The sequence below is a fragment of the Rhizobacter terrae genome, assembly GCF_003852895.1.
In the GTDB taxonomy this organism is placed as follows: domain Bacteria; phylum Pseudomonadota; class Gammaproteobacteria; order Burkholderiales; family Burkholderiaceae_C; genus Albitalea; species Albitalea terrae.
Genome location: NZ_QUSW01000001.1, coordinates 718,851 through 740,518, shown reverse-complemented (window position 1 = coordinate 740,518; position 21,668 = coordinate 718,851). Strand labels below are relative to the sequence as shown.

The window sequence follows — 21,668 nt, the reverse complement described above, 5'->3', positions numbered from 1 at the left end:
CAGGCATGATTCGACGAATGTCATGGATCGATACCCATTGCCATCTCGATGCCCGCGAATTCGATGCCGACCGCCAGGCGGTGGTGCAGCGCGCACGGGCCGCGGGCGTGCACCAGATCGTGCTGCCTGCGGTGGCGGTGTGGGATTTCCAGCAGGTGCGCGAACTCGCGCACGAGCACCGCTTTTGTTATGCCCTGGGCATTCATCCGCTGTGCGTGGATGAGGCACATGACGACGACCTGACCACCTTGCGTGCTGCGCTGCGGGAACACATCGGCGACCCGCGGCTGGTGGCGATCGGCGAGATCGGAATCGACCATTTCGTCGAAGGCCTGGACCGTGCAAAGCAGGAGCGCTTCTACGAGGCCCAGCTGAAGCTTGCGGTGGAGTTCGAGCTGCCGGTCATCGTGCACGTGCGCCGCTCCGCCGACACCTTGCTCAAGCACCTGCGGCGATTTCCCGTGAAGGGCATCGCCCATGCGTTCAATGGCAGCGAGCAGCAGGCGCAGGTGTTCGTCGAGCTGGGTTTCAAGCTGGGCTTCGGCGGCGCGATGACCTTCGACCGCGCCCTGCAGATCCGCCGGCTCGCGGCCATGGTGCCGGCGGATGCCATCGTGCTGGAGACCGATGCGCCCGACATCCCGCCGCACTGGCTGTACAAGACCGCCAGGCAGCGGGCGAACGGCGAGACCTCGCGCAACGAGCCGGCCCAGCTGCCCCGCATCGCGCAGACCCTGGCCGAGCTGAGGGGCTGGTCGATCGAGGATGCCGCACGCATCACCACCGCCAACGCACATGCTGCGCTGCCGCGGCTGGCCGCTCTGGCAGACTGAGCGGATGCCCTCACGACAAGAACAGGCCGAGGACCTTGCACCGGCCACCATCTCCGAATCCGACGGCGTGCGCTACCTGCACCTGGGCACGCCCTGGGTGCAAGGCGCCATGCGCATTCGCAAGCCACAGGCGCTGGAGCTTGAGTACATCCAGCGCATGATGGCGTGGATGCTGTTTCGACCGACCGAGGAACTCTGCCAGGGCCATGCGGTGCAGCTGGGCATGGGCGCGGCGGCGATCACGCGTTTCACGCACAGCGTGATGAAGATGCGAACCACCGTGGTCGAGCTGAACCCGACCGTGATCGGCGTGTGCCGCCTGTGGTTCAAGCTGCCCGAGGAAGGCGCACGCTTCAAGGTGCTGAACATGGACGCCGCCGAGTTTGCAGCCGATGCCGACCAGCATGGCAGCGTCGACGCCCTGTGCGTGGACCTCTATGACCATGAGGCGGCCAGCCCCGTGCTCGACAGCGCCGCCTTCTACCGCGATTGCCGCCGCCTGCTGTCCGACGGCGGCGTGATGAGCGTGAACCTCTTCGGCCGCGACGCCAGCTTCGAGCGCAGCGCGAGCCGCATCGCCACCGCCTTCGGCCGCGACCAGGTGCGCACGCTGCGGCCCACCCGCGAGGGCAACACCATCGTGGTGGCGCTCAAGGGCGCCGGGATGCCCGACCGGGACGAGCTTGCCGCTCGGGCTGAAAACATCGAAACTCGATTCCAGTTGCCCGCCCGCAAATGGCTGCGCATGATCCGCGTGCTGCCGGCGGAACCGGGTTTGAACACATGAACGTCACCGATCTCCCCACTCGCACCACCCCCGCCGGCCGGCTCGACTGGCGCGTGCTGCTCAAATGGCTGCGCGACGACCGCATCATCACGCCCGAAGACGCCGAGGTGACGCGCAAGCGCTTCAGTGGCGCTGACAGCGCGCAGCATCCGCTGGTGCGGCTGGGCGGGGCGGGCCTGGCGCGCGTGGGCACGGGCAAGATCCTCGACACCGAGGCGCTCACCGAATGGCTGGCCGGGCGTTGCGGCATTCCGTATGTGCGCATCGACCCGCTCAAGGTGGACGTGGGCCGCGTGGCCGAGGTGATGTCCATCAGCTATGCCGAGCGGCGCCGCGCGCTGCCCATCAACGTGGGGGCGCACGACATCACCATCGCCACCTGCGAGCCTTTCGATGCCGCCTGGGTGCCGGAGATCGAAAGCCACACGCGCAAGACCATCAAGCTGCAGCTGGCCAGCCCGCTGGAGCTGCAGCGCTACACCACCGAGTTCTACACGCTGTCGCGCTCGGTGCGGGCGGCCATCAAGACCGGCGAGACCGCGGCGCTCGCGAGCTTCGAGCAACTGGTCGAGCTGGGCCGCAGCAACCGCCAGCTGGACGCCAACGACCAGGGCGTGGTGCAGGTGGTGGACTGGCTGTGGCAGTACGCCTTCGACCAGCGCGCCTCCGACATCCATCTGGAGCCGCGCCGCGAGCTGAGCGCCATCCGCTTTCGCATCGACGGCGTGATGCACACGGTGTACCAGCTGCCGCCCGGCGTGATGAACGCGATGATTGCCCGCGTCAAGCTGCTGGGCCGCATGGACGTGATCGAGAAGCGCCGTCCGCTGGACGGCCGCATCAAGACCCGCAACCCCGACGGCGACGAAGTGGAAATGCGCCTGTCCACGCTGCCCACCGCCTTCGGCGAGAAGATGGTGATGCGCATCTTCGACCCCGACACCACCGTCAAGCCGCTGGAGCAGCTGGGCTTCGGCAGCCATGATGCCAAGCGCTGGGAAGCCCTGGTGGCCAAGGCGCACGGCATCATCCTCGTGACCGGGCCCACCGGCTCGGGCAAGACCACGACGCTGTATTCGACGCTGCGGCGCCTGGCCACCGACGAGGTCAACGTCTGCACCATCGAAGACCCGATCGAAATGATCCAGCCCGCGTTCAACCAGACGCAGGTGCAGCCGGCCATCGACCTAAACTTCGCCGAAGGCCTGCGCGCGCTGATGCGGCAGGACCCGGACATCATCATGGTGGGCGAGATCCGCGACCTGGAGACGGCCGAGATGGCCATCCAGGCGGCGCTCACCGGCCACCTCGTCTTCAGCACGCTGCACACCAACGACGCCGCCTCGGCCATCACGCGGCTGGTGGACCTGGGCGTGCCACCCTACCTCATCGGCGCGACCGTGATCGGCGTGCTCGCCCAGCGCCTCGTGCGCACGCTCTGCCCGGCGTGCAAGCAGCCCGACGAGGAGATGACGGCCGAGCGCCTGGCCGAGATGGTCAAGCCCTGGCGCCTGAACGGCAACGTGCGGGCCTACAAGCCGGTGGGCTGCCTCGAATGCCGCATGACGGGGTACCGCGGCCGCGCGGGCCTGTACGAACTGCTCACGGTGGGCGATGCCGCGCGGCAGTGCGTTTCGCCGGTGCCCGACAACGCGAGGCTCAGGCAGCAGTCGCTCAAGGACGGATTGCGTCCCTTGCGCATGGCCGGCGCCATGAAGGTCGCCGAAGGCCTCACGACCATGGACGAAGTGCTGAGCGCGACCCCGGCCTGGGATTGAGCGTCCCGGTGCGGGCGGGGTGTGCGTACTCACCGCGTGGGCCGCTACGTGTAAACCACAGACGGCCCGGAAGGGGTGCTGCCTAGAATCTGACTTGGTCAGCATCCCGCAAGCTTTGGAGACATCCTTTGAAAATCAAGAGTCAGCGCGACTTCTGGTCTGGCCTGATGTTCGTGGTGGTGGGCGTCGTGTTCGCCGTCGGTGCCACCAACTACTCGCTGGGTTCCTCCGCACGGCCGGGCCCCGGCTACTTCCCGCTGATGCTGAGCGTGATCATGGCCATCCTCGGCGGCATCGTGTTGTTCAAGTCGCTCACCATCGAGACCGAGGGCGGCGACCCGATCGGCGCCGTCGCCTGGCGGCCGCTGCTGGTCATCGTCGCGGCCATCGCCTTGTTCGGCTTCGCACTGCCGCGGCTGGGCATGGTCATCACCATTCCCATCCTCATCGTCGTGACGAGCTTCGCCGGGGACGAGTTCCACTGGAAGGGCGTGCTGCTCAGCGCCATCGTGCTCACCGTCGGCTCGTGGGCGATCTTCATTCTCGGGCTGAAGCTGGTCATCCCGATGTGGCCCTCCTTCTTCGGCGCCTGAGGAACTGACCATGGATCTGCTTCACAACCTGTCGATCGGTTTCGGCGTCGCCTTCACGCTGCAAAACCTGATGTACGCCTTCTTCGGCGCGGTGCTGGGCACGCTCATCGGCGTGCTGCCGGGCCTGGGCCCCGTGGCCACCATCGCGATGCTGCTGCCGTCCATCTACTCGCTGGACGCGACGCCCGCGCTCATCATGCTGGCGGGCATCTACTACGGCGCGCAGTACGGCGGCTCGACCACTGCCATCCTCATCAACGTGCCGGGTGAATCGAGCTCGGTGGTGACGGCCATCGACGGCTACCAGATGGCCCGCCAGGGCCGGGCTGGTGCCGCGCTGGCGGCCGCGGGCCTGGGATCGTTTTTCGCCGGCTGCGTGGGCACGGTCATCATCGCGGCCTTTGCGCCGCCCCTGACCGAGCTGGCCTTCCAGTTCGGCCCGGCCGAATATTTCTCGCTGATGGTGCTGGGCCTGGTGGGTGCGGTGGTGCTGGCCTCGGGCTCGCTGATCAAGGCCATCGCGATGATCATCCTGGGCCTGCTGCTCGCGCAGATCAACACCGACGTGATCTCCGGCCAGGCGCGCTACAGCTTCGACATTCCCGAACTCACCGACGGCATCGGCTTCGTCATCATCGCCATGGGCGTGTTCGGCTTCGGCGAGATCATCGCCAACCTGGGCATGCCGGCCGAGCACCGCGAGGTGTTCACCAAGGACGTGAAGGGCCTGTGGCCCACCAAGCAGGACTTCAAGGACGCCTGGCCCGCGGTGGTGCGCGGCACGGCGCTCGGCTCCATTCTTGGCGTGCTGCCGGGTGGCGGTGCGCTGCTGGCCTCCTTCGCCTCGTACACGATGGAGAAGAAGGTGGCCGGCGCCAGCGGGCGCTTCGGCAAGGGCGACATCCGCGGCGTGGCAGGCCCCGAGTCGGCCAACAACGCCGGTGCGCAGACTTCCTTCATTCCCATGCTGACCCTGGGCATCCCGCCCAATGCGGTGATGGCGCTGATGGTGGGCGCGATGACCATCAAGGGCATCCAGCCCGGTCCGCAGGTGATGACGAGCAATCCGCAGCTGTTCTGGGGCCTCATCGCCTCGATGTGGGTGGGCAACCTGATGCTCGTGATCCTGAACCTGCCGATGATCGGCATCTGGATCAAGCTGCTGACGGTGCCCTACCGCTATCTCTTCCCGGCCATCACGCTGTTCTGCTGCATCGGCGTCTACACGCTCAACAACAACACCTTCGACGTGTACCTCACGGCCCTGTTCGCGGTGATCGGCTACCTGTTCTACAAGCTGAGCTGCGAGGCCGCGCCGCTGCTGCTGGGCTTCATCCTCGGGCCGATGATGGAAGAGAACCTGCGCCGTGCGCTGCTGCTGTCGCGCGGCGACTGGAGCACCTTCGTGACTCGGGGCCTGTCGGCCGGCCTGCTGGTGGCAGCGGTGCTGATGATCGTGATCGTCATGCTGCCGTCCATCAAGAACAAGCGCGAAGAAGCTTTCTCAGAGGACTGACCGACCCGTCGGGCAAGCACAACCGCCTTCGGGCGGTTGTCTCATTTTTGCCCCACGGGTTTTGTATGCTCGGTGCTCACCAATCGCACCACACTGCCCATGCTGACGGCGCACCCCCAGCGCGAAGCGCTCCACAACGAAGTCCACGCACGGCCCTATGAGCGGCTGATGGCGCCGCTGGTGCTGTCCCACGTCGCGCTGGTGGGCGGGGCCGACGAGGCGCGCGAGCACATTGCCTCTTTGCTGCGCAACCGGCACCTGCCGCTGCCGGCCGAAGATGCCAACCACCTGAGCGTGGACCTGGGCGGCGTGCACCTTCGCTGGGAAAAGCACACCGAGTTCCACACCTGCACTTTCTGGAAGGCGCTGCACGAGGCGCCCGAGTCCTTCGACGGCACCGCCATGGCCGAAGTGCCGCGCGACTGGCTGGCGGCCATGCCCGGCGAATGGATCGTCGGCATGCACCTCATGGTGCGCACCGACAAGGGCGCCGAGGCCTCGGCCCGGGTGCAGCAGCTGGTGCGCCGCTGCCTGCAGGAAGACAGCCTGCTCGGTGCGAGCGTGATGGACGACGATGCCGAGGTCTACACCGACCTGCAGCTGGCGGCGGACGGCTTCGAGCGCTTCATCGTCATCGCCAACGGCATGAGCCCGCGCCGCCTGGGCCGCGCGGTGCAGCGCCTGCTCGAGATCGAGACCTACCGCATGATGGCCCTGATGGGCCTGCCAATGGCGCGCGAGGTGGCGACCTCGCTGCTGCATGCGGAGCGCGACCTGGCCAACGTGGCCGAGCTCATCCGCAGCGCGCAGCGCCACCAGGAGCCCGAGTTGCTGCGCCAGCTCACGCTGCTGGCCGGCCAGGTCGAGAGCCTGTACGCCCGCACGCATGCGAGGTTCTCCGCCAGCAGTGCCTACTTCGAGCTGGTGCAGCGGCGCATCGAGGAACTGCACGAGCGCCGGCTGGAGAACCTGCAGACGCTGGGCGAATTCATGGAGCGGCGCCTGGCGCCCGCCATGCAGACCTGTGTCTGGGCCGCGCGCCGGCAGCAGGCCCTGTCCGAACGCATCTCGCGCACCAGCAACCTGCTGCGCACGCGGGTGGAGATCGAGCAGCAGCAAAGCAGCCAGGAACTGCTGGACGCGATGAACCGCCGGCAGAAGGCGCAGATGCTGCTGCAAAGCGCGGTGGAGGGCCTCTCGGTGGCCGCCGTGACCTACTACGGCGCCGGCTTGGTCGGCTACTTCGCCAAGGGCCTGAAGGCCGCCGACTGGCACGTGTCGCCGGACATCGCCGTGGCGGTGTGCATCCCCATCATCGCGTTGGCGGTGTGGCTGGGCATCCGCCGGCTGCACCGACAGGTGCATGCCGAGGTCGAGTAGGGCGCGCTGCGCACCGGGTTGGCCGGCGTCTTCGCGCCGTGCTCAATAATCGTCCGGGCCTCACTCCCGGACGAACCATGACTCCCTTCCAATGGTCCAGCGGCTACCCCAGCCAGCGTCTTCCGATCTTCGGCCGCAACGTGGTGGCGACCTCGCACCCCCTGGCCGCGCAGGCGGGCCTGCGCATGCTGCAGCAAGGTGGCAATGCGGTGGATGCGGCGATCGCGACCGCGGCGGCCATGACCATCGTCGAGCCGGTGAGCAACGGCCTGGGATCGGATGCGTTCTGCATCCTGTGGGATGGGACGACGCTGCACGGCCTCAATGCCTCCGGCCGTGCGCCTGAAGCCTGGACGCCTCAATACTTCAAGAACAAGTACGGCGCCGATGCACGCACGCCGCCCAAGCGCGGCTGGGATGCGGTGACGGTGCCCGGTGCCGTGTCGGCCTGGGCAGCGCTGAGCGAACGCTTCGGCCGCCTGCCCTTTGCCGACCTGATGGCACCGGCCATCGAGATCGCCGAGCGTGGCTATGCCGTGCCGGTGGTGGTGCAGCAGAAATGGGCTGCCGCGGCGGGTGAGCTGCGCAGCGGGGCTGGCTTTGCAGAAGCCTTCCTCCCGCATGGGCGTGCGCCGCAGGTGAGCGAGCTGTTCCGATTCCCGTCGGCGGCGCGCAGCCTGCGGTTGATCGCCGACACCAAGGGCGAGGCCTTCTACCGCGGCGAGATCGCGCAGGCGGCGGTGCTGCATGCCCAGCAGCACGGCGGCGCCATCGGCCTGCAGGACTTCGCGCGCTACGAACCCGAGTGGGTCACGCCCCTGGCCAAGGACTACCGCGGCCACACGCTGCATGAGATTCCACCCAACGGCCAGGGCATCGCCGCACAGATCGCGCTGGGCATCCTGCAGCACTTCGACCTGTCGTCGATGCCGGTGGACAGTGCAGAGCACCAGCACTTGCAGATCGAGGCGATGAAGCTCGCCTTCGCCGACGTGTACCGCTACGTCGCCGAGCCCGCGAGCATGACGGTGAGCGCCGACGCGATGCTTGACGATGGCTACCTGCGCGAACGCGCGAAGCTCATCGACAGGAAGCTCGCGCAGGACTTCGGTGCGGGCAACCCGGTCAAGGGCGGCACCATCTACCTCACCGCCGCCGACGAACGCGGCATGATGGTCAGCTTCATCCAGAGCAACTACATGGGCTTCGGCTCGGGCGTGGTGGTGCCGGGCTATGGGCTGTCGATGCAGAACCGCGGCCATGCCTTCTCGCTGGACCCCGTCAGCCCCAACGCGGTGGCGCCGGGCAAGCGGCCCTTCCACACCATCATTCCCGCCTTCCTCACCAAGGACGGCTCCGCCGTGATGTCCTTCGGCGTGATGGGCGCCAACATGCAGCCGCAGGGGCACATGCAGACCCTGGTGCGCATGCTGGACCACGGGCAGAACCCGCAGGCCGCATGCGATGCGCCGAGGTGGCGGTTCAATGAGGGCCTGTCGATCAACGTCGAATCGCAGATGGATGCGGCCACGCTGCAAGGGCTGGTGGACCGCGGGCACCAGGTGGAGGTCATCAACGACAGCTACCAGGACTTCGGGGCGGGGCAGTTCATCTGGCGATTGGGCGAGCCGTCGGTGGAAGGGTATGTGGCGGCGAGCGACCCGCGAAGGGATGGTCAGGCAGTGGCGTTCTGATGGTTCACCGAAAGCTTCTCGTGCTGGATCTCGACGAAACCCTCATCCATGCAACGGAAGAGGAGAGCGAGCATGCGCCTGCCTTCGAGTACGGGACTTATTCGGTGCACAAGCGGCCTCATCTCGAAGTCTTCCTGCAGTCAGCGTTCGCGGAGTTCGATGTCGGCATCTGGACCTCGGCGGGGGCGGACTATGCACACTACGTCGTGTCCAGGATCATGGATCCCGGTGACCTGAAGTTTCTCTGGGCCAGCAAGCGATGTACCTTGCGACGCGACTTCACCACTGGCGACTACTACCCGCTCAAGCGGTTGTCCAAGCTCAAGTCGCTGGGCTACCGGCTCGAGCACATCATCGCGGTGGACGATTCGCCCGAGAAGCACCGAGCCAACTATGGCAACTTGATCCGTGTGTCGGAGTTCACCGGCGATGTCGACGATGCGGAGCTGCCGCGGCTGTTGCAGTACTTGCGCCTTCTGGCGGCGGAGCCCAACGTGCGTCGGATCGAGAAGAGAGACTGGCGGCTCAAGATTTCGAATTCGCCAGGATCGCTGAATGCCCAGACTTCGCCATCCATGGCGCCCTCGCCCAGGACCTCCCCATGAAACGCACCCTCATCAGTTCAGGTTCCACGTTCGAGCAGGAGATCGGCTACTCACGGGCCGTTGCCCAAGGCGACTGGGTCTTCGTCTCCGGCACGACAGGGTTCGACTACTCGACCATGTCCATCGCCGAAGGCATCCAGGCCCAGACCGAGCAATGCCTGAAGAACATCGAGGCCGCACTCGTGCAGGCGGGCTCCAGCCTGAAGGACGTCGTCCGCGTGACCTACGTCCTGCCGGACGGCAAGGAATTCCCCGAATGCTGGCCGGTGCTGCGCAAGTATTTCGGCGATGTCCGGCCCGCGGCGATGATGATCTCGGCGAACCTGCTGGACCCGCGCATGCGCATCGAGATCGAAGTGACTGCGCTGAAGCAGTCCTAGCTCTGCGCCTTCGCCGACACCTTCATCGTCTGGAAGAACACATCGATCTTCCCCGAGTACTTCGCGTCCACGCCCATCAGCACCCACACATTCCCGTCCGACGGCGCCACCACGTCGTGCTGCAGGCTGCCGCTGACTTGCTTGGCGGCGTAGGTGAGGTGGGCGCAGTCGCCGCTGCCGACCGAGATCGAACCCAGGTCGGTGATGGTTCGGGTCAAGGTGGTGCCCGACAAGGTGTCGGAGTTGAGGCGCCAGGTGCCGTCGGACAACTGCGTCGTTGAGGGCTCCGTCGTGTCGGCCAGCATCATGAGGTGCGTGTCCGCGCCGGTCGCACCGGATGAATCGGCGCAGCCCGTCGATGCATTGGTGAACACGCCCACGTCGACCTCGAAGCTGTAGGTCACGCCCGGCTCCAGGCCGGTGAAGAGCTTCTTGGTCCAGATCATCGCGTCCTGGCTGCGGTTGGTCAGCGACAGGTGGTAGGCGCTGCCTGAACCCGGGCTCGGCAAGGTGTCGAACGCCCAGGCCGCGTCGGTCGGCTTGTTGGCGTCGGTGTAGTCGCTCAGGCCGGTCACCCAGCCGCTGACGCCCTGGGAGAAGTTTTCCTCGAAGGTCGTGTCACACGTGTTCCCGGTGGAGCACTGGCTGAACAAGGTGGCAAAGCTGATGGCGACGACGCACTTCATGGAGGAGTCCGGCTTCAGTGGAATGGGCCAGTCTTCGAGCGTGCCATCGGTTCAAAGTTCGAGTTCACATCACCCTGAGGCCGCCGAGGTCTTGACGCTTGTGCGATCGGCGGCTCATGGGTGCGCAGCAGGCCAGGGCAAGACCCATGAGCGGAATGACTTGCGGTCCGCAGGCACCGACTTGTCCTTGCAATCCACCGGACCCACTTGTTCGTCGCCATCGTCGCTGAGCAGGACGATGTCCCGCGTGTCGGCGTCGAAGAAGAGCGCCTCGGCGCGGAAGCTGCCGTTGTCGAGCGACTGAAGTTTCTCGGGCTTCGCACCCGGCTTGCCGCTCCAGCGGTAGAGCGCGAAGGCCGGCCTGGCCTTGCTCTGCGATGCGGTGGCAAATGGCCCTGCCGCGATGAGGTAGTCATGGCCCGCCCGTTCGATGCTGCGGATGCCGCGCTGGCCCAGGTCCAGGCGGATCAGTTCGCCGAATTGCGGCCGGGCACCGCCATCGATCACCTGCTGCGGATTCAGCAGCAGCACAACCAGCGCACGTCCCTTCGGCAATGGATTGCGAAAGCCGATCAGCAACCCACCCTCGGGCGTCGACGCCAGCCCTTCGATGTTCAGGCCATCCTTGTCTTCCGGCTTGCGTTCGGAGGCCGTCTTCAGCACGTCGAAGCGCGGGTCCTGGAGCAACTCTTGCAACAGCGCCTCGTGCACCTGGCCCACCGGTTTCACCGTCGGCACCGGCCCGCTGCGGTCGATGTCGGTTGCGAAGAGGCGATGCCGGTTGGGGTCAGCATCGCCGCTCTTGCCCTTGCGTGCATGCGAGCTGATCCAGTAGATGCGTTCGCCGACCATGGCCGCGCCTTCGATGTCCGCCTCGACAGCCTTGCCGCTGGGCTTGCGGTTGCGCAGCACGTCGGTGAGGTCCACCGATGCGACCGGTGCGGCGGTGTCGCGCTTGTAGATGCGAAGCACGTCGCTCTCGTCATCGGCCACGATGAAGTGCCCGTTGCCCAGCGGTTCGGCCGCGGAGGCATCGCCCATGCCGGTGTAGCTGGACTGGGCGGAGGCCGCCTGGCCCGCGGCGATGAACGTGCCGGCGCACAGCAGTGATCGAAGCAAGCAGTTCATGGGCGGCTCCTCCTGGCGCGCAATGGTGAACCGGCACAGCGTGGCCGGCAAGCCTGAGCCCCGCATCCTCAATGAAGCGGAGGTGGCCTCACTGCGGCGCCTGCTGGGCCTTGATGGCTTCCTCCATGCGGCGCTCGATTTCCGCCGCATCGGGCGCGCCGCCCGACAGCGCGTGCTCGTCAGGCCGCGTGAGCCGGGTGATCGACGGCCAGGCAAGCACGGCGGCGATGAGCAGCGCCTGCGCCAGCCACTGCGGCCACAGCGAGCGCATGAGGGCCTTCATGCCCACCGGCTCTGCCAGCACCGAACGCGACATCACCAGCGCGTAGCCCACCGGCGGCAGCAGGAAACCCAGCTGCAGCACCAGCAGCACGAGTGCCGCCACCCAGGCCGCGTCGCCCACGCTCATCAGCACCGGCGGCATCACCAGGGGAATGACGAGGAAGATCATCTCGAAGGCATCGAGCACGAAGGAGCACAGCGCCATGCCGCCCAGCACGCTGAGCAGCAGCGCGGTGGGATGCGTCGCGAGCGACTGCAGCGCGTCGGTGATCAGGCGATCCGTGCCGAAGCCACGCAGCACCAGCGAGAAGGTGGTGGCCGCCACCAGCAGCGCAAAGAGCGCGCCGGTCAGGGCCATGGTGTCGGAGAGCACCATGCGCAGGAGCGACCCCGGCAGCTGCCGCCGCAGCACCGACACGACCAGCAGCACGACGCCGCCGGTGGCTGCAGCTTCCACGGCATACAGCCAGCCCACGGCGACGCCGGCAAGCAGTGCGAGGATGGCGGCGGTGACGATCGCGCCGGTCCAGCGTTCCTGCAGCGTTGGCGCGTCCTGGATCGACTCGCGCGCCGTTGATGCCCGCCCACGCCACCAGCACACGGCCAGCGTTGCCAACAGCACCAGCACGCCGGGCACGAAGGCCGCGCGCACCACGTCCTGTGTGTTGACGATGCGCACCGCCGCATGCGTGGCGTTCACCGCTTCGGTGTGGGCGCGCATCATCGCGTCGCCCAGCAGCAGGAGCACGAGCGAGGGCGGGATCACCACGCCCAGCGTGCTGGCCACGCACACGGTGGCGGCGGTCTCCTGCGCGCTCGTGCCTGCCCGTCGCATGGCCGGCGCCACGCTGCGCGAGAGCATGTGCAGGCTGGCGCCCACGGAGCCGTTCATCGGCGCCAGCAAGGCCGCCACGCCGATGGCCGACAGTCGCGGTGCCACCCGGCTGCGACGCACGAGGTGCGTGCCCACGCGGTGCAGCGTGTGGGCCAGCGGCAGCCGGTTCAGCAGCGCGCCGATGAAGGCATACAGCGGCAGCGCCTGCAGCAGGTCGTGCTCCAGCAGGCCGACGATGCGAAAGGGCAGGGCGGTGAGCAGCGAGGCATCCACCGAACCCAGCGCGACGCCGAGGGCCGCGAACACGGCCGACACCGCCAGCAGCACGGCGTAGACGGGCAATCCGCTGAGCACGATGCCCGCCAGGGCCAACGCGAACATCGCCAGGCCGAGTGCGCTCACGACGCTGTGTCCTCGCCGCCCATCACATCCAGCAAGGCCTGCAACGCCATGGCCAGCGCCATCAGCCATGCCGCGCACTTGATGATGAAGTAGCCCGGGTTGAAGGTGTCCGGGAAGGACTCCAGCGCCACCACGGCCCGCCACGTCATGGGGGCGCCGGACACGAGGACGAACAGCGCGAACGGCAGCACGCACAGCGCATGGCCCAGGCGCCGCCAGCGGTGCCAGCCGCCATGCCACACGGCCGGCGCCTTCAGGTGCGCATCGGCGCGTGTCGCATGGCGCAGCGCCAGGGCCACGTACAGGGCGAACACCCATTGCGCGATGTCGTTGGCCTGCCGAGAGCCCGCATGCAGCAGGTCGCGCAGCGGCCATTGTGCGAACAGCAGCAAGGCCAGCGGCAGCACCAGCCACGCCGCGGCGGCGGTGATGCGGTCCAGCCAATTCCTCATGTGCCCGTGTGTTGTCATCGGTCCGTAGAATCCCATGCAATGTCCTCACCCACCATTGCGGCAGACCCGCCCGCCGCGGCGCACAAGGCGGTCTGGCCCGGGCTGCTGCTGGCCACCGGCGGCTCCATCGCGTTCTCCGGCAAGGCCATCATCGTGAAGCTGGCCTACCGCTATGGCGTGGATGCGGTCACGCTGATCATGTACCGCATGCTGTTCGCGCTGCCCATGTTCCTGGCGCTGTCGTGGTGGGCCAGCCGCGGCAAGCCGCCGCTGACACGGCGCGATTGGATCACCATCTGCGGGCTGGGCTTCAGCGGCTACTACCTCGCGAGCTTCCTTGATTTCGCAGGGCTGGCCTACATCACGGCCAGCCTGGAGCGGCTCATCCTGTACCTCAACCCGACGATCGTGCTGCTGCTGGGCCTGGTGGTGTTCAAGCGCAAGGTCAACCTCCGGCAGGCGATGGCGCTGGGCGTGAGCTATTGCGGCGTGCTGCTGGTGTTCGGCCATGAGGTCACGCTGGCCGGCAGCCACGTCGCGCTGGGCGCGGCGCTGGTCTTCGGCTCGGCGGTGAGCTATGCGATCTACCTCGTCTACAGCGGCGAAGAGGTCAAGCGCCTGGGCGCGCTGCGGCTCACGGGACTGGCCACCACCGTGGCCTGCGTGCTGTGCATCGCGCAGTTCTTCATCCTGCGGCCGGTGTCTGCGGCCGCCGTCGCGCCGCAGGTGATCTGGCTGTCGGTACTCAACGCCACGCTGTGCACCTTCACGCCGGTGCTGATGGTGATGATGGCCATCGAACGCATCGGTGCCACCATGGCCGCGCAGACGGGGATGATCGGGCCGCTGTCCACCATCCTCATGGGCGTGCTCATCCTCGGTGAGCCGTTCACGGCCTGGGTGGTCGCGGGCACGGTGCTGGTGCTGGCCGGCATCTGGCTGCTGGCGAAGGCACGCTGAGCTTCAATCTTCGGAGGTCGCCATGGATCTGGGCATCAAGGGCAAGTGGGCGCTGGTCTGCGCCGCGAGCAAGGGGCTGGGCAAGGGCTGCGCGAAGGCGCTGGTGCGCGAGGGCGTGAACGTGGTCATCACGGCACGTGGCGACGACGCCTTGCAGGCCACCGCGGCCGAGCTGCGTGCGCTCAACGGCGGCGAGGTGCGGGCGGTGGCGGGCGACATCACCACGCCCGAAGGCCGGGCCGCGGCACTGGCGGCGTGTCCGCAGGTGGACATCCTCATCAACAACGCCGGCGGCCCGCCGCCCGGCGATTTCCGCGAGTGGGATCGCGCCGCCTGGTTCAAGGCGCTGGATGCGAACATGGTCACGCCCATCGAGCTCATCAAGGCCACGGTGGACGACATGGCCTCTCGCGGCTTCGGGCGCATCGTGAACATCACCTCGGGCGCGGTGAAGGCGCCCATCGACACGCTGGGCCTGTCCAACGGGGCGCGCAGCGGGCTCACGGGGTTCGTGGCGGGCGTCGCGCGCAGCAACATCGCGGCGCGCGGCGTCACCATCAACGGCTTGCTGCCGGGTGCCTTCGACACCGATCGCCTGCGCAGCGGCACGCACAGCGCGTCGAAGAAGACGGGGCAGGCCTTCGATACGCTGTGGCAGCGCCGAATGCAGGCCGTGCCGGCGCAGCGCTTCGGCACGGCGGATGAATTCGGCGACGTCTGCGCCTTCATCTGCAGTGTGCAGGCAGGCTACCTGACCGGGCAGAACATCCTGCTGGATGGCGGGGCGTATCCGGGGACCTTCTGACCCCGGTTCACAGCAGCGCCGCGAAGGCGTTGCTCATGCGTTCCTCGAAGCCGCTGTTCACACGCTGTACGAACAGCGCGGCCACGCCGTGCTGGTTGGCCCAGGCCAGGCCCTCATCCAGGCCCATCACGCTCAGCGCGGTCGATTGCGCATCGGCCAGCATGCACTGCGCATGCAGCACGCAGACCGATGCGAGCCCGTGCGTGATGGGGCGGCCCGTGCGCGGATCGATGGTGTGCGGATGCGCTGAACCTTCGTGCGTGAAGAAGCGCCGGTAGTCGCCCGAGGTGGCCACTGCGAGGCCGTGCAAGGCCACGAGATTGTCGGGCAGGCCTGGCGCGCCCGCGACGTGCGACAGGGGTTGCTCCAGCGACACCCACCACGGTTGCCCATCGGGCTTCAGGCCGCTGCCCATCAGCTCACCGCCGATCTCCACCAGGTGGTCGGCCAGGCCGCGCAGCAGCAGGCTGCGCGACACGTGGTCTACCGCATAGCCCTTGGCGATGGCCGACAGGTCCAGGCAGATGCCGCCGGGCTGGAAAGCGCGCTGGCTCACCGGGTCCAGGGTGATGCGCTGCCAGCCGGTGTGCCGCCGGGCTTCCTCCAGTTTGGATGCCGTGGGAATGCGAAAGCCCGTCTCGCCATGCCGGCCCGTCGGACCGAAGCCCCAGAGGTTGACCAGCGTTCCCGTGGTCGGGTCGTAGGCGCCGCCGCTGTCGCGCGCCGTCTGCAACGCCTGCTGCAAAACGTGGAAGCATTCGCCGGGCAGCCTGCACCAGCTGCCTGGGGCCGCGTGGTTGAAACGCGAGAGGTCGGAGTCCGGCTCCCAGGTGCTCATCTGCCGCACGACCAGCGCCAGGCCGTCGTCGATGCCGGCACGCACGCCGGCGAGCATGGCTGGATCGGGCAGCACCACCTTCACCGACCAGGTGGTGCCCATGCTGCGGCCCTCCAGCGCATGCACCTCGCCGCCGAAGGGCGGGTCGCGGTGCGACAGCCGCGCCGGCACGAGCACGCGCCTCATCGGACGGCGATCACTGCGGCAGCACTTCCACCGTGGCGCTGTAGCTGGCGCGACGCGCGGGCTTGTCGAGCGTGCCGCCGGCATTGGCGTCGCCCATGCCGGCCGCGCCGTGGGTGGCGCTGATCCAGTACATGCCGGCCGCCGGCCAGTTCACGTTGATGCGGCCTTGCGCATCGGTGGTGAACTTCATCTCGCCGAGCTTGTCCCGGTAGCGCACGCCACCGGGGATGACAGTCACCTCGACGCCGGCCGCGGGCAGGCCGTCCAGCACGAAGGCGAAGCTCGCGGGGCTGCCGGTGACGAGGTCGTTGGGATGCGTGAGCGGCACCAGCTCCAGGCCGGAACCGCTGGGCGCGAGCGCCTTGTCGCTGGGCTTGCCGGAGGTGATGAAGGTCTCGGTGCGCGACTGCATGCGCGTCACGCGCAGGTCCTGCGCGCCGGCCGGGATGTCCTTGGCCATCGCATCGGCGGCGCCGCGCCAGCGCCGGGTCTCGCCGTTGAGCCTGTAGGAGGCGAGCATCGATTCGCTCACCACCGCGAGCCGGTACGTGCCCGGCTGTGCGAGCTTCACGTCGAAGGTGCTGCGGTACTTGCCGGTGCTGGCGTTCTCGGCGGCGGTGCGGCTGCCGTCCGGTGCGACCACGCTCAGGCCTTCGAGGCGCATCGGGTTGTGGTCGGCATGGAAGAGGTCGGTGGAGACGGCCGCGTCGACCGTCACCCAGGGTTCCTTGCCGGCCAGGATGGTGGACGACGGCAGCATCCAGGCGCGGTGGGCGTGGGCCAGTGTGGCGCTCAGCGTCAGGCCGGCGGCCATCGCCAACAGGGGCAGGCGCCTCATGGCTTCACCTCCACGCTCACGTTGCCCAGCTCATGCTCACCCTTGGCCTTGGCGGTCTGCACGGCCTTGGGCGGCCACTGGAAAGGCACGCGCACCAGCTCGCGTCCACCGCCTTCACGGGCGGCTTCCACCACCACGGCGTAGTCGCCGGCGGGCAGCTTGTCCAAGGCCGATTGGCCGGCGTTGAACACCAGCGCGTGCTCGCCCGGTGCGCGCGTGGCGCCGCTCAGGCCGTCCACCGGCATCTGCAATTCGCGGCCGCTCTTGCGCCACCACTGGCGCACGTCCTTGAGCCACTTGGTGCCTTCGTTGTCCTTCTTTTTCAAGTCGTACCAGACCGCGAGGTTGGCGGCGAAGCCCTGGTCGGCGCGCTCGATCCACACGGCGGTGTACGGCCGGTGGTACTCGGCGACCTGCAGGCGCGGGATCTCCAGCTTCACGCCGAGCTCGGCGGCCTGCGCGGGAATGCCGATCACGGCGGTGAGGGCGACGGAAATTCGCAATCGCATGACGACGTCTTTCTGGTGTGCGGATTCAGTGGATGAAGACCATGGCCAGCACCACCGGCACGACCAGGCCCAGGCCCACGATGGGCCAGGTGCTGGGCCGCTTGGGCGCATGCAGCTTGAGGATGAAGAGCCCCGTGATGCAGAACACCAGGCAGGCGAAGGCGAAGAGGTCGATGAACCAGCTCCAGGCCACGCCGGTGTGGCGGCCCTTGTGCAGGTCGTTCAGGTACGACACCCAGCCGCGGTCGGTCGACTCGACTTCGAAGGCGCCGCTGTCGCGGTCGATGCGCAGCCATGCGTCGCCGCCGGGGCGGGGCAGCGAGAGGTAGACCTCCTGCGGCGACCACTCGGCCTCTTGCTGGCCCAAGCGCGCGGACAGCCTGTCTTCGCCCCATTGCCGCAGCGCCTCAGGCAGCACCGCGTTGGCCTTGCCCGAGTCGTGCGCGGGGCCGGCCGCCAGTTCGCGCATCAGTTCGGCCGGCAGCGTGCCGGTCTGGTTGACGACCCTGGGCTTGGCTTCGATCTGCGACGCGTGGTTCAGCGTGATGCCGGTGAAGGCGAACAGCAGCATGGCCAGCAGGCACACGGCCGAGCTGATCCAGTGCCACTTGTGCAGCGTCTTGAGCCAGTAGGCCCGGCGTTTGGGATCGGGGCTTCCATTCATGAAGCCCGAAGTATACGAAGAATGAGAACAATTCTCATTCCATAAAAATGGCGACGGGCGATCAGCGCCTGGAGGACACCACGATGCCGCCCACGATGAGCGCGAACGCCGCGCCATGGAACCACTGCGGCGCCTCGTGCAGGGCCGCGGCGGACATCACCGCCGCGAACACCGGCGTGAGGTTGCCGAAGAACGAGGCCAGCGCCGGCCCGGCCTGGGTCACGCCCAGGCCCCAGCAGCGGTAGGCGATGATCGACGGGCCGATCGCCACGTACAGCAGCGCCAGCACCACCCAGGGCGACCAGTGGATGCTGGCGTGGGTGATGGCAGCCTCGGCGCCCGCGGCCACGCTGGAGCCGGCCAGGCCGAAGAGCATCTGGATCAGCAGGAAGCCGGCCCAGTCCCAGTCGGGCCGCTGCGCGCCGCGCATCGACTCAGGCGGCCGCGCGAGCAGCCAGCTGTAGAACGCCCAGGCGATGATCGCCACCAGCACGTAGAGGTCACCCGCCACGAAGTGCACGCGCGCCAGGGTGCTCAGGTCGCCACGGGCGATGACCAGCAGCACGCCGGCCAGCGAGAGGAATGCGCCGGCGATCTGGCGGCGCGTGGGGTGCTCGTCATGCAGCAACGCGCCGATGGCCAGCATCCACACCGGCAGGCTGGCGGCGATGAGCGTGACGTTGATGGGCGTGGTGGTGACCAGCGCCAGGTACTGCAGCGAGTTGTAGCTGCCCACGCCCAGCAGGCCGATGGCGAGCAGGTACTTCCAGCGCACGGCGATGGCGCGCGGATCGCGCAGCGCCTTCCAGCCCAGCGGCATCAGGATGAGAGCAGCCAGTGCCCAGCGCAGGCAGTTGAGCATCAGCGGCGGCACGCTGCCGACGGTGAGCCGGCCGACGACGGCATTGCCCGCCCACAGGAGCGGAGGCAAGGTCATCAGGATGGCTGTTCGTGCGTCAACCCTGCTCATCGGGGCATCGCCCCGCCGCAGTTCCAGCATTGCTCGAAGGGCCCGTCCACCCGCTCATGGCAGGCCGGGCAGACCCAATGCCGGTGCGGTGCGCGGCGCAGCTGTTCAAGCAGCGTGCGTGCCGCATCGAATTGCGATTCGTCGGTCACCCAGACCTCGGGCAGGCACTGGTCGGGCGGCACCTCGCCGGCGATGCTGCTGGCGTAGGCGCGCTGCACGGTCGAGGGGAAGCCGCCCTGGGTGAGCATGTCGGCCCACAGGGTGGCAATGGCAAGGTTGGGCGCGGTGACGAGACGTCGCATCGAAGCAGGGGCGAGGAAGAGATGGCACGATACACGCTCTTTGCAGGAGACACCCATGACGCAGACTGTTCGCGCCATTCGCATCGAGGAATTCGGCGGACCCGAGAAGATGAAGCTGGTGGAGGTTCCGGTGGGCGAGCCCGGTCCGGGCGAGGTGCGCATCCGCCATCATGCCTGTGGGCTCAACTTCATCGACGTGTACCAGCGCACGGGGCTGTATGCCAACCCGCTGCCCCTGCAACTCGGCATGGAAGGCGCGGGGGTCATCGAGGCGGTGGGCGACGGCGTCACGCATCTGAAGGCCGGTGACCGCGCGGCCTATGCCAGCAACCCGCCCGGGGCCTACAGCGAGGCGCGGGTCATGCCGGCCAAGTGCGTGGTGAAGCTGCCCGCCGACATCGCCTTCGACACCGCGGCCGGCATGATGCTCAAGGGCCTCACGGCGCAGTACCTGCTGAAGAAGACGCTGCCGCAAGGCGGCCTGCAGCCCGGCGACCATGTGCTCTTTCATGCGGCCGCCGGCGGCGTGGGCCTGCTGGCCTGCCAATGGGCCAAGGCGCTGGGGCTGAAGCTCATCGGCACCGCGGGCAGCGACGCGAAGTGCGATCTGGCGCTGGCGCATGGTGCGGCGCACTGCATCAACTACCAGCGCGAGAACTTCACCCAGCGCGTGAAGGAGATCACCGGCGGGCAGGGCGTGAAGGTGGTCTACGACTCGATCGGGAAGGACACCTTCGAGGGCTCCCTCGACTGCCTGCGCCCCTTCGGCCTGCTGGCGAGTTTTGGCAATGCCTCCGGGCCGGTGCCGCCCTTTGCCATCGGCCAGCTCGGGCCCAAGGGCTCGCTGCACATCACGCGGGCCACCCTGTTCACCCACATCGCCACTCGCGAGAGCACGCAGGCCATGGCGGAGGATCTCTTCGCCGTGGTGCAAAGCGGTGCCGTGAAGGTGCGCATCGACCAGCGCTATGCCCTGGCCGACGTGGCGCAGGCGCATCGCGACCTGGAAGCGCGCAAGACCACGGGCTCCAGCGTGCTCGTGCCTTGATCGCTGCCGCTGAATCGCTCACGCTGCGCGAACTGACGCGGCGGTTCGCGACACCGGGGCGGCTGGAGCAGATCTGGCTGCGTCCGCGGCGTGCAGCCCCGACAGTGGGCGTGCATGAGGTGCTGGCCATTGAAGGCCGCGGGCTGGAAGGTGATCGAAGCTTGCAGGCACGAGGCGGCGGCAAGCGGCAGGTCACGCTGATCCAGGCCGAGCATCTGACGGGCATCGCTGCGATGGCGGGGCTGGTCGCGGTGGACCCGGCAAGCCTGCGGCGCAACCTCGTCGTGTCCGGGCTGAACCTGCTGGCCGCCAAGCCGCTCTTTGCCGACCAGCCGCTGTGGCTGCGCATCGGCGACGAGGTGGTGCTGGAGATCACCGGCCCCTGCGAGCCCTGCTCGAAGATGGAAGCCGTGCTTGGCCCCGGCGGCTACAACGCCATGCGCGGCCACGGCGGCGTCACCGCGCGGATCATTCGTGGTGGCCGGCTGCGCGTGGGGGACGTGCTGACTTGCGACGCGGCGCTGCCTCCACGCTGAGCCGCGCGTGCTCGAAGGCCGCGCTGGCGGCATAGCCCTTGGGCATCACGTCGGGTGCGGCGCTCGCGAGCTGGAAGGCGCCCTCCATGATGGCCAGCAAGGCCGCTGCGATGCGCGGTGCGGCTTGTGTGTCGCGGCCGGCGACGGCCAGGCATTCGCGCAGCAGCCCCTGCAGTGCGGCCAGTTCGGCGCCTACCGCTTCCTGGTAGACGGCGCGCACTTCCGGCTCGCGCACGGCTTCGGCGCCGATCATCACCCAGGCCGCCGCCATCTCGGCGTTGGCACCTTGGCCCAGTGCCAGGCGGGAGTCGATGTGCGCCTTCAACCGTTCCATCGCCGACAGGCTGCCTGGCTGTCCGTCCACCCGTGCATTGGCCACCTCCACCATCGAATGCACCAGCGACACCAGGATGTCGCGCTTGCTCGCGAAGTGGTAGTGGATCAGCCCCGGCGTCAGCCCGGCCTGGCGCGCGATCTCCATCACCGTGGCCTTGCCGTAGCCGTTGCGTGCCAGCACCGGCAACATGGCGGAGACGATCTGGGCGCGGCGGGAGTCGGTGTTGGAGCTGCGTGACATGGGTGGAATTGTGCCGTGATTTGGTTGATCAACCAAATTTCCGTTGCAAACCTGGCCGGCAAGGCGTAGAGTGAAATTGTTGGT

Annotated in this window: 24 protein-coding genes; 13 read left to right on the top strand and 11 right to left on the bottom strand. The window is 67.9% G+C overall.

The window, feature by feature from the left end:
- Positions 1-17 precede the first annotated feature (17 nt).
- From DZC73_RS03410 to DZC73_RS03370, 9 genes are all read left to right on the top strand, one after another.
- Complete coding sequence (locus DZC73_RS03410; protein WP_124538777.1) at positions 18-833, top strand: TatD family hydrolase; 816 nt, start codon at positions 18-20, stop codon at positions 831-833.
- A gap of 4 nt (positions 834-837) precedes the next feature.
- Positions 838-1,620 carry a spermine/spermidine synthase domain-containing protein gene (locus DZC73_RS03405; protein WP_124538776.1) on the top strand — a complete coding sequence of 261 codons (783 nt, stop codon included), beginning with the start codon at positions 838-840 and terminating at the stop codon, positions 1,618-1,620.
- Positions 1,617-3,398, top strand: coding sequence for a GspE/PulE family protein (locus tag DZC73_RS03400; RefSeq protein ID WP_124538775.1), 1,782 nt, complete (start codon positions 1,617-1,619; stop codon positions 3,396-3,398). Before DZC73_RS03405 ends, DZC73_RS03400 begins: the two co-directional genes overlap by 4 nt.
- 128 nt (positions 3,399-3,526) lie before the next feature.
- Positions 3,527-3,991 carry a tripartite tricarboxylate transporter TctB family protein gene (locus DZC73_RS03395; RefSeq protein WP_124538774.1) on the top strand — a complete coding sequence of 155 codons (465 nt, stop codon included), beginning with the start codon at positions 3,527-3,529 and terminating at the stop codon, positions 3,989-3,991.
- A 10-nt stretch (positions 3,992-4,001) separates the two neighbouring features.
- On the top strand, positions 4,002-5,507 hold the full coding sequence (locus DZC73_RS03390) for a tripartite tricarboxylate transporter permease (protein ID WP_124538773.1): 1,506 nt from the start codon (positions 4,002-4,004) through the stop codon (positions 5,505-5,507).
- A 99-nt stretch (positions 5,508-5,606) separates the two neighbouring features.
- A complete protein-coding gene (locus tag DZC73_RS03385; protein ID WP_124538772.1) occupies positions 5,607-6,887 on the top strand; it encodes a DUF3422 family protein in 1,281 nt (426 codons plus the stop codon).
- 77 nt (positions 6,888-6,964) lie between these two features.
- Positions 6,965-8,581 carry a gamma-glutamyltransferase family protein gene (locus DZC73_RS03380; protein WP_124538771.1) on the top strand — a complete coding sequence of 539 codons (1,617 nt, stop codon included), beginning with the start codon at positions 6,965-6,967 and terminating at the stop codon, positions 8,579-8,581.
- On the top strand, positions 8,581-9,186 hold the full coding sequence (locus tag DZC73_RS03375; protein WP_198414767.1) for an HAD family hydrolase: 606 nt from the start codon (positions 8,581-8,583) through the stop codon (positions 9,184-9,186). The genes DZC73_RS03380 and DZC73_RS03375 overlap by 1 nt, the downstream gene beginning before the upstream one ends.
- Positions 9,183-9,566 (top strand): RidA family protein, encoded by a 384-nt coding sequence (locus DZC73_RS03370; protein WP_124538769.1) that lies wholly within the window; start codon positions 9,183-9,185, stop codon positions 9,564-9,566. The genes DZC73_RS03375 and DZC73_RS03370 overlap by 4 nt, the downstream gene beginning before the upstream one ends.
- Here the strand turns inward: DZC73_RS03370 and DZC73_RS03365 are convergent.
- The 4 genes from DZC73_RS03365 to DZC73_RS03350 all read right to left on the bottom strand — a co-directional run bounded on the left by DZC73_RS03365 (position 9,563) and on the right by DZC73_RS03350 (position 13,351).
- Positions 9,563-10,252, bottom strand: a complete 690-nt coding sequence (locus tag DZC73_RS03365) for a hypothetical protein (RefSeq protein WP_124538768.1) — start codon at positions 10,250-10,252, stop codon at positions 9,563-9,565. The genes DZC73_RS03370 and DZC73_RS03365 overlap by 4 nt on opposite strands.
- A gap of 114 nt (positions 10,253-10,366) precedes the next feature.
- Positions 10,367-11,380 (bottom strand): DUF3616 domain-containing protein, encoded by a 1,014-nt coding sequence (locus DZC73_RS03360; RefSeq protein WP_161974436.1) that lies wholly within the window; start codon positions 11,378-11,380, stop codon positions 10,367-10,369.
- A gap of 88 nt (positions 11,381-11,468) precedes the next feature.
- On the bottom strand, positions 11,469-12,899 hold the full coding sequence (locus tag DZC73_RS03355; RefSeq protein ID WP_161974435.1) for a TRAP transporter large permease subunit: 1,431 nt from the start codon (positions 12,897-12,899) through the stop codon (positions 11,469-11,471).
- On the bottom strand, positions 12,896-13,351 hold the full coding sequence (locus DZC73_RS03350; RefSeq protein ID WP_235834969.1) for a TRAP transporter small permease subunit: 456 nt from the start codon (positions 13,349-13,351) through the stop codon (positions 12,896-12,898). The genes DZC73_RS03355 and DZC73_RS03350 overlap by 4 nt, the downstream gene beginning before the upstream one ends.
- Positions 13,352-13,390: 39 nt before the next feature.
- Between DZC73_RS03350 and DZC73_RS03345 the strand changes: the two genes are divergently transcribed.
- Both DZC73_RS03345 and DZC73_RS03340 read left to right on the top strand, forming a co-directional pair.
- Positions 13,391-14,311, top strand: coding sequence for a DMT family transporter (locus DZC73_RS03345; protein WP_124538764.1), 921 nt, complete (start codon positions 13,391-13,393; stop codon positions 14,309-14,311).
- 22 nt (positions 14,312-14,333) lie between these two features.
- The gene (locus DZC73_RS03340) at positions 14,334-15,116 is read left to right on the top strand and encodes an SDR family oxidoreductase (RefSeq protein ID WP_124538763.1); all 783 of its coding nucleotides are present in this window, start codon (positions 14,334-14,336) and stop codon (positions 15,114-15,116) included.
- A 7-nt stretch (positions 15,117-15,123) separates the two neighbouring features.
- Here the strand turns inward: DZC73_RS03340 and DZC73_RS03335 are convergent, their stop codons facing one another.
- The 6 genes from DZC73_RS03335 to DZC73_RS03310 form a co-directional block, all read right to left on the bottom strand.
- Positions 15,124-16,140 carry an FAD:protein FMN transferase gene (locus DZC73_RS03335; RefSeq protein WP_124538762.1) on the bottom strand — a complete coding sequence of 339 codons (1,017 nt, stop codon included), beginning with the start codon at positions 16,138-16,140 and terminating at the stop codon, positions 15,124-15,126.
- Positions 16,141-16,150: 10 nt separating this feature from the next.
- On the bottom strand, positions 16,151-16,978 hold the full coding sequence (locus DZC73_RS03330) for a DUF4198 domain-containing protein (RefSeq protein ID WP_124538761.1): 828 nt from the start codon (positions 16,976-16,978) through the stop codon (positions 16,151-16,153).
- On the bottom strand, positions 16,975-17,487 hold the full coding sequence (locus DZC73_RS03325) for a DUF2271 domain-containing protein (RefSeq protein ID WP_124538760.1): 513 nt from the start codon (positions 17,485-17,487) through the stop codon (positions 16,975-16,977). The genes DZC73_RS03330 and DZC73_RS03325 overlap by 4 nt, the downstream gene beginning before the upstream one ends.
- Before the next feature lie 25 nt (positions 17,488-17,512).
- Positions 17,513-18,151: a PepSY-associated TM helix domain-containing protein gene (locus DZC73_RS03320; RefSeq protein ID WP_124538759.1), complete on the bottom strand. Its 639-nt coding sequence runs from the start codon at positions 18,149-18,151 to the stop codon at positions 17,513-17,515.
- A 61-nt stretch (positions 18,152-18,212) separates the two neighbouring features.
- On the bottom strand, positions 18,213-19,088 hold the full coding sequence (locus DZC73_RS03315; protein ID WP_235834968.1) for a DMT family transporter: 876 nt from the start codon (positions 19,086-19,088) through the stop codon (positions 18,213-18,215).
- 29 nt (positions 19,089-19,117) lie between these two features.
- Positions 19,118-19,423 (bottom strand): putative signal transducing protein, encoded by a 306-nt coding sequence (locus DZC73_RS03310; RefSeq protein WP_124538757.1) that lies wholly within the window; start codon positions 19,421-19,423, stop codon positions 19,118-19,120.
- A gap of 55 nt (positions 19,424-19,478) precedes the next feature.
- Between DZC73_RS03310 and DZC73_RS03305 the strand changes: the two genes are divergently transcribed.
- A complete protein-coding gene (locus tag DZC73_RS03305; protein WP_124538756.1) occupies positions 19,479-20,471 on the top strand; it encodes a quinone oxidoreductase family protein in 993 nt (330 codons plus the stop codon).
- Positions 20,468-21,007: an MOSC domain-containing protein gene (locus tag DZC73_RS03300; protein WP_124538755.1), complete on the top strand. Its 540-nt coding sequence runs from the start codon at positions 20,468-20,470 to the stop codon at positions 21,005-21,007. Before DZC73_RS03305 ends, DZC73_RS03300 begins: the two co-directional genes overlap by 4 nt.
- On the opposite strand, the gene DZC73_RS03295 is transcribed toward DZC73_RS03300, so the two are convergent.
- Positions 20,940-21,584, bottom strand: a complete 645-nt coding sequence (locus tag DZC73_RS03295) for a TetR/AcrR family transcriptional regulator (RefSeq protein ID WP_124538754.1) — start codon at positions 21,582-21,584, stop codon at positions 20,940-20,942. The two genes, DZC73_RS03300 and DZC73_RS03295, sit on opposite strands and share 68 nt — an antisense overlap.
- Positions 21,585-21,668: the final 84 nt, after the last annotated feature.

Bases quoted from the DNA above. Each gene is read 5' to 3' on its own strand.
- DZC73_RS03410 (WP_124538777.1), top strand. From the start codon at position 18: ATGTCATGGATCGATACCCATTGCCATCTCGATGCCCGCGAATTCGAT.
- DZC73_RS03405 (WP_124538776.1), top strand. From the start codon at position 838: ATGCCCTCACGACAAGAACAGGCCGAGGACCTTGCACCGGCCACCATC.
- DZC73_RS03400 (WP_124538775.1), top strand. From the start codon at position 1,617: ATGAACGTCACCGATCTCCCCACTCGCACCACCCCCGCCGGCCGGCTC.
- DZC73_RS03390 (WP_124538773.1), top strand. From the start codon at position 4,002: ATGGATCTGCTTCACAACCTGTCGATCGGTTTCGGCGTCGCCTTCACG.
- DZC73_RS03385 (WP_124538772.1), top strand. From the start codon at position 5,607: ATGCTGACGGCGCACCCCCAGCGCGAAGCGCTCCACAACGAAGTCCAC.
- DZC73_RS03380 (WP_124538771.1), top strand. From the start codon at position 6,965: ATGACTCCCTTCCAATGGTCCAGCGGCTACCCCAGCCAGCGTCTTCCG.
- DZC73_RS03375 (WP_198414767.1), top strand. From the start codon at position 8,581: ATGGTTCACCGAAAGCTTCTCGTGCTGGATCTCGACGAAACCCTCATC.
- DZC73_RS03370 (WP_124538769.1), top strand. From the start codon at position 9,183: ATGAAACGCACCCTCATCAGTTCAGGTTCCACGTTCGAGCAGGAGATC.
- DZC73_RS03365 (WP_124538768.1), bottom strand. From the start codon at position 10,252: ATGAAGTGCGTCGTCGCCATCAGCTTTGCCACCTTGTTCAGCCAGTGC.
- DZC73_RS03360 (WP_161974436.1), bottom strand. From the start codon at position 11,380: ATGAACTGCTTGCTTCGATCACTGCTGTGCGCCGGCACGTTCATCGCC.
- DZC73_RS03350 (WP_235834969.1), bottom strand. From the start codon at position 13,351: ATGAGGAATTGGCTGGACCGCATCACCGCCGCCGCGGCGTGGCTGGTG.
- DZC73_RS03345 (WP_124538764.1), top strand. From the start codon at position 13,391: ATGTCCTCACCCACCATTGCGGCAGACCCGCCCGCCGCGGCGCACAAG.
- DZC73_RS03340 (WP_124538763.1), top strand. From the start codon at position 14,334: ATGGATCTGGGCATCAAGGGCAAGTGGGCGCTGGTCTGCGCCGCGAGC.
- DZC73_RS03335 (WP_124538762.1), bottom strand. From the start codon at position 16,140: ATGAGGCGCGTGCTCGTGCCGGCGCGGCTGTCGCACCGCGACCCGCCC.
- DZC73_RS03330 (WP_124538761.1), bottom strand. From the start codon at position 16,978: ATGAGGCGCCTGCCCCTGTTGGCGATGGCCGCCGGCCTGACGCTGAGC.
- DZC73_RS03325 (WP_124538760.1), bottom strand. From the start codon at position 17,487: ATGCGATTGCGAATTTCCGTCGCCCTCACCGCCGTGATCGGCATTCCC.
- DZC73_RS03320 (WP_124538759.1), bottom strand. From the start codon at position 18,151: ATGAATGGAAGCCCCGATCCCAAACGCCGGGCCTACTGGCTCAAGACG.
- DZC73_RS03315 (WP_235834968.1), bottom strand. From the start codon at position 19,088: ATGACCTTGCCTCCGCTCCTGTGGGCGGGCAATGCCGTCGTCGGCCGG.
- DZC73_RS03310 (WP_124538757.1), bottom strand. From the start codon at position 19,423: ATGCGACGTCTCGTCACCGCGCCCAACCTTGCCATTGCCACCCTGTGG.
- DZC73_RS03305 (WP_124538756.1), top strand. From the start codon at position 19,479: ATGACGCAGACTGTTCGCGCCATTCGCATCGAGGAATTCGGCGGACCC.
- DZC73_RS03295 (WP_124538754.1), bottom strand. From the start codon at position 21,584: ATGTCACGCAGCTCCAACACCGACTCCCGCCGCGCCCAGATCGTCTCC.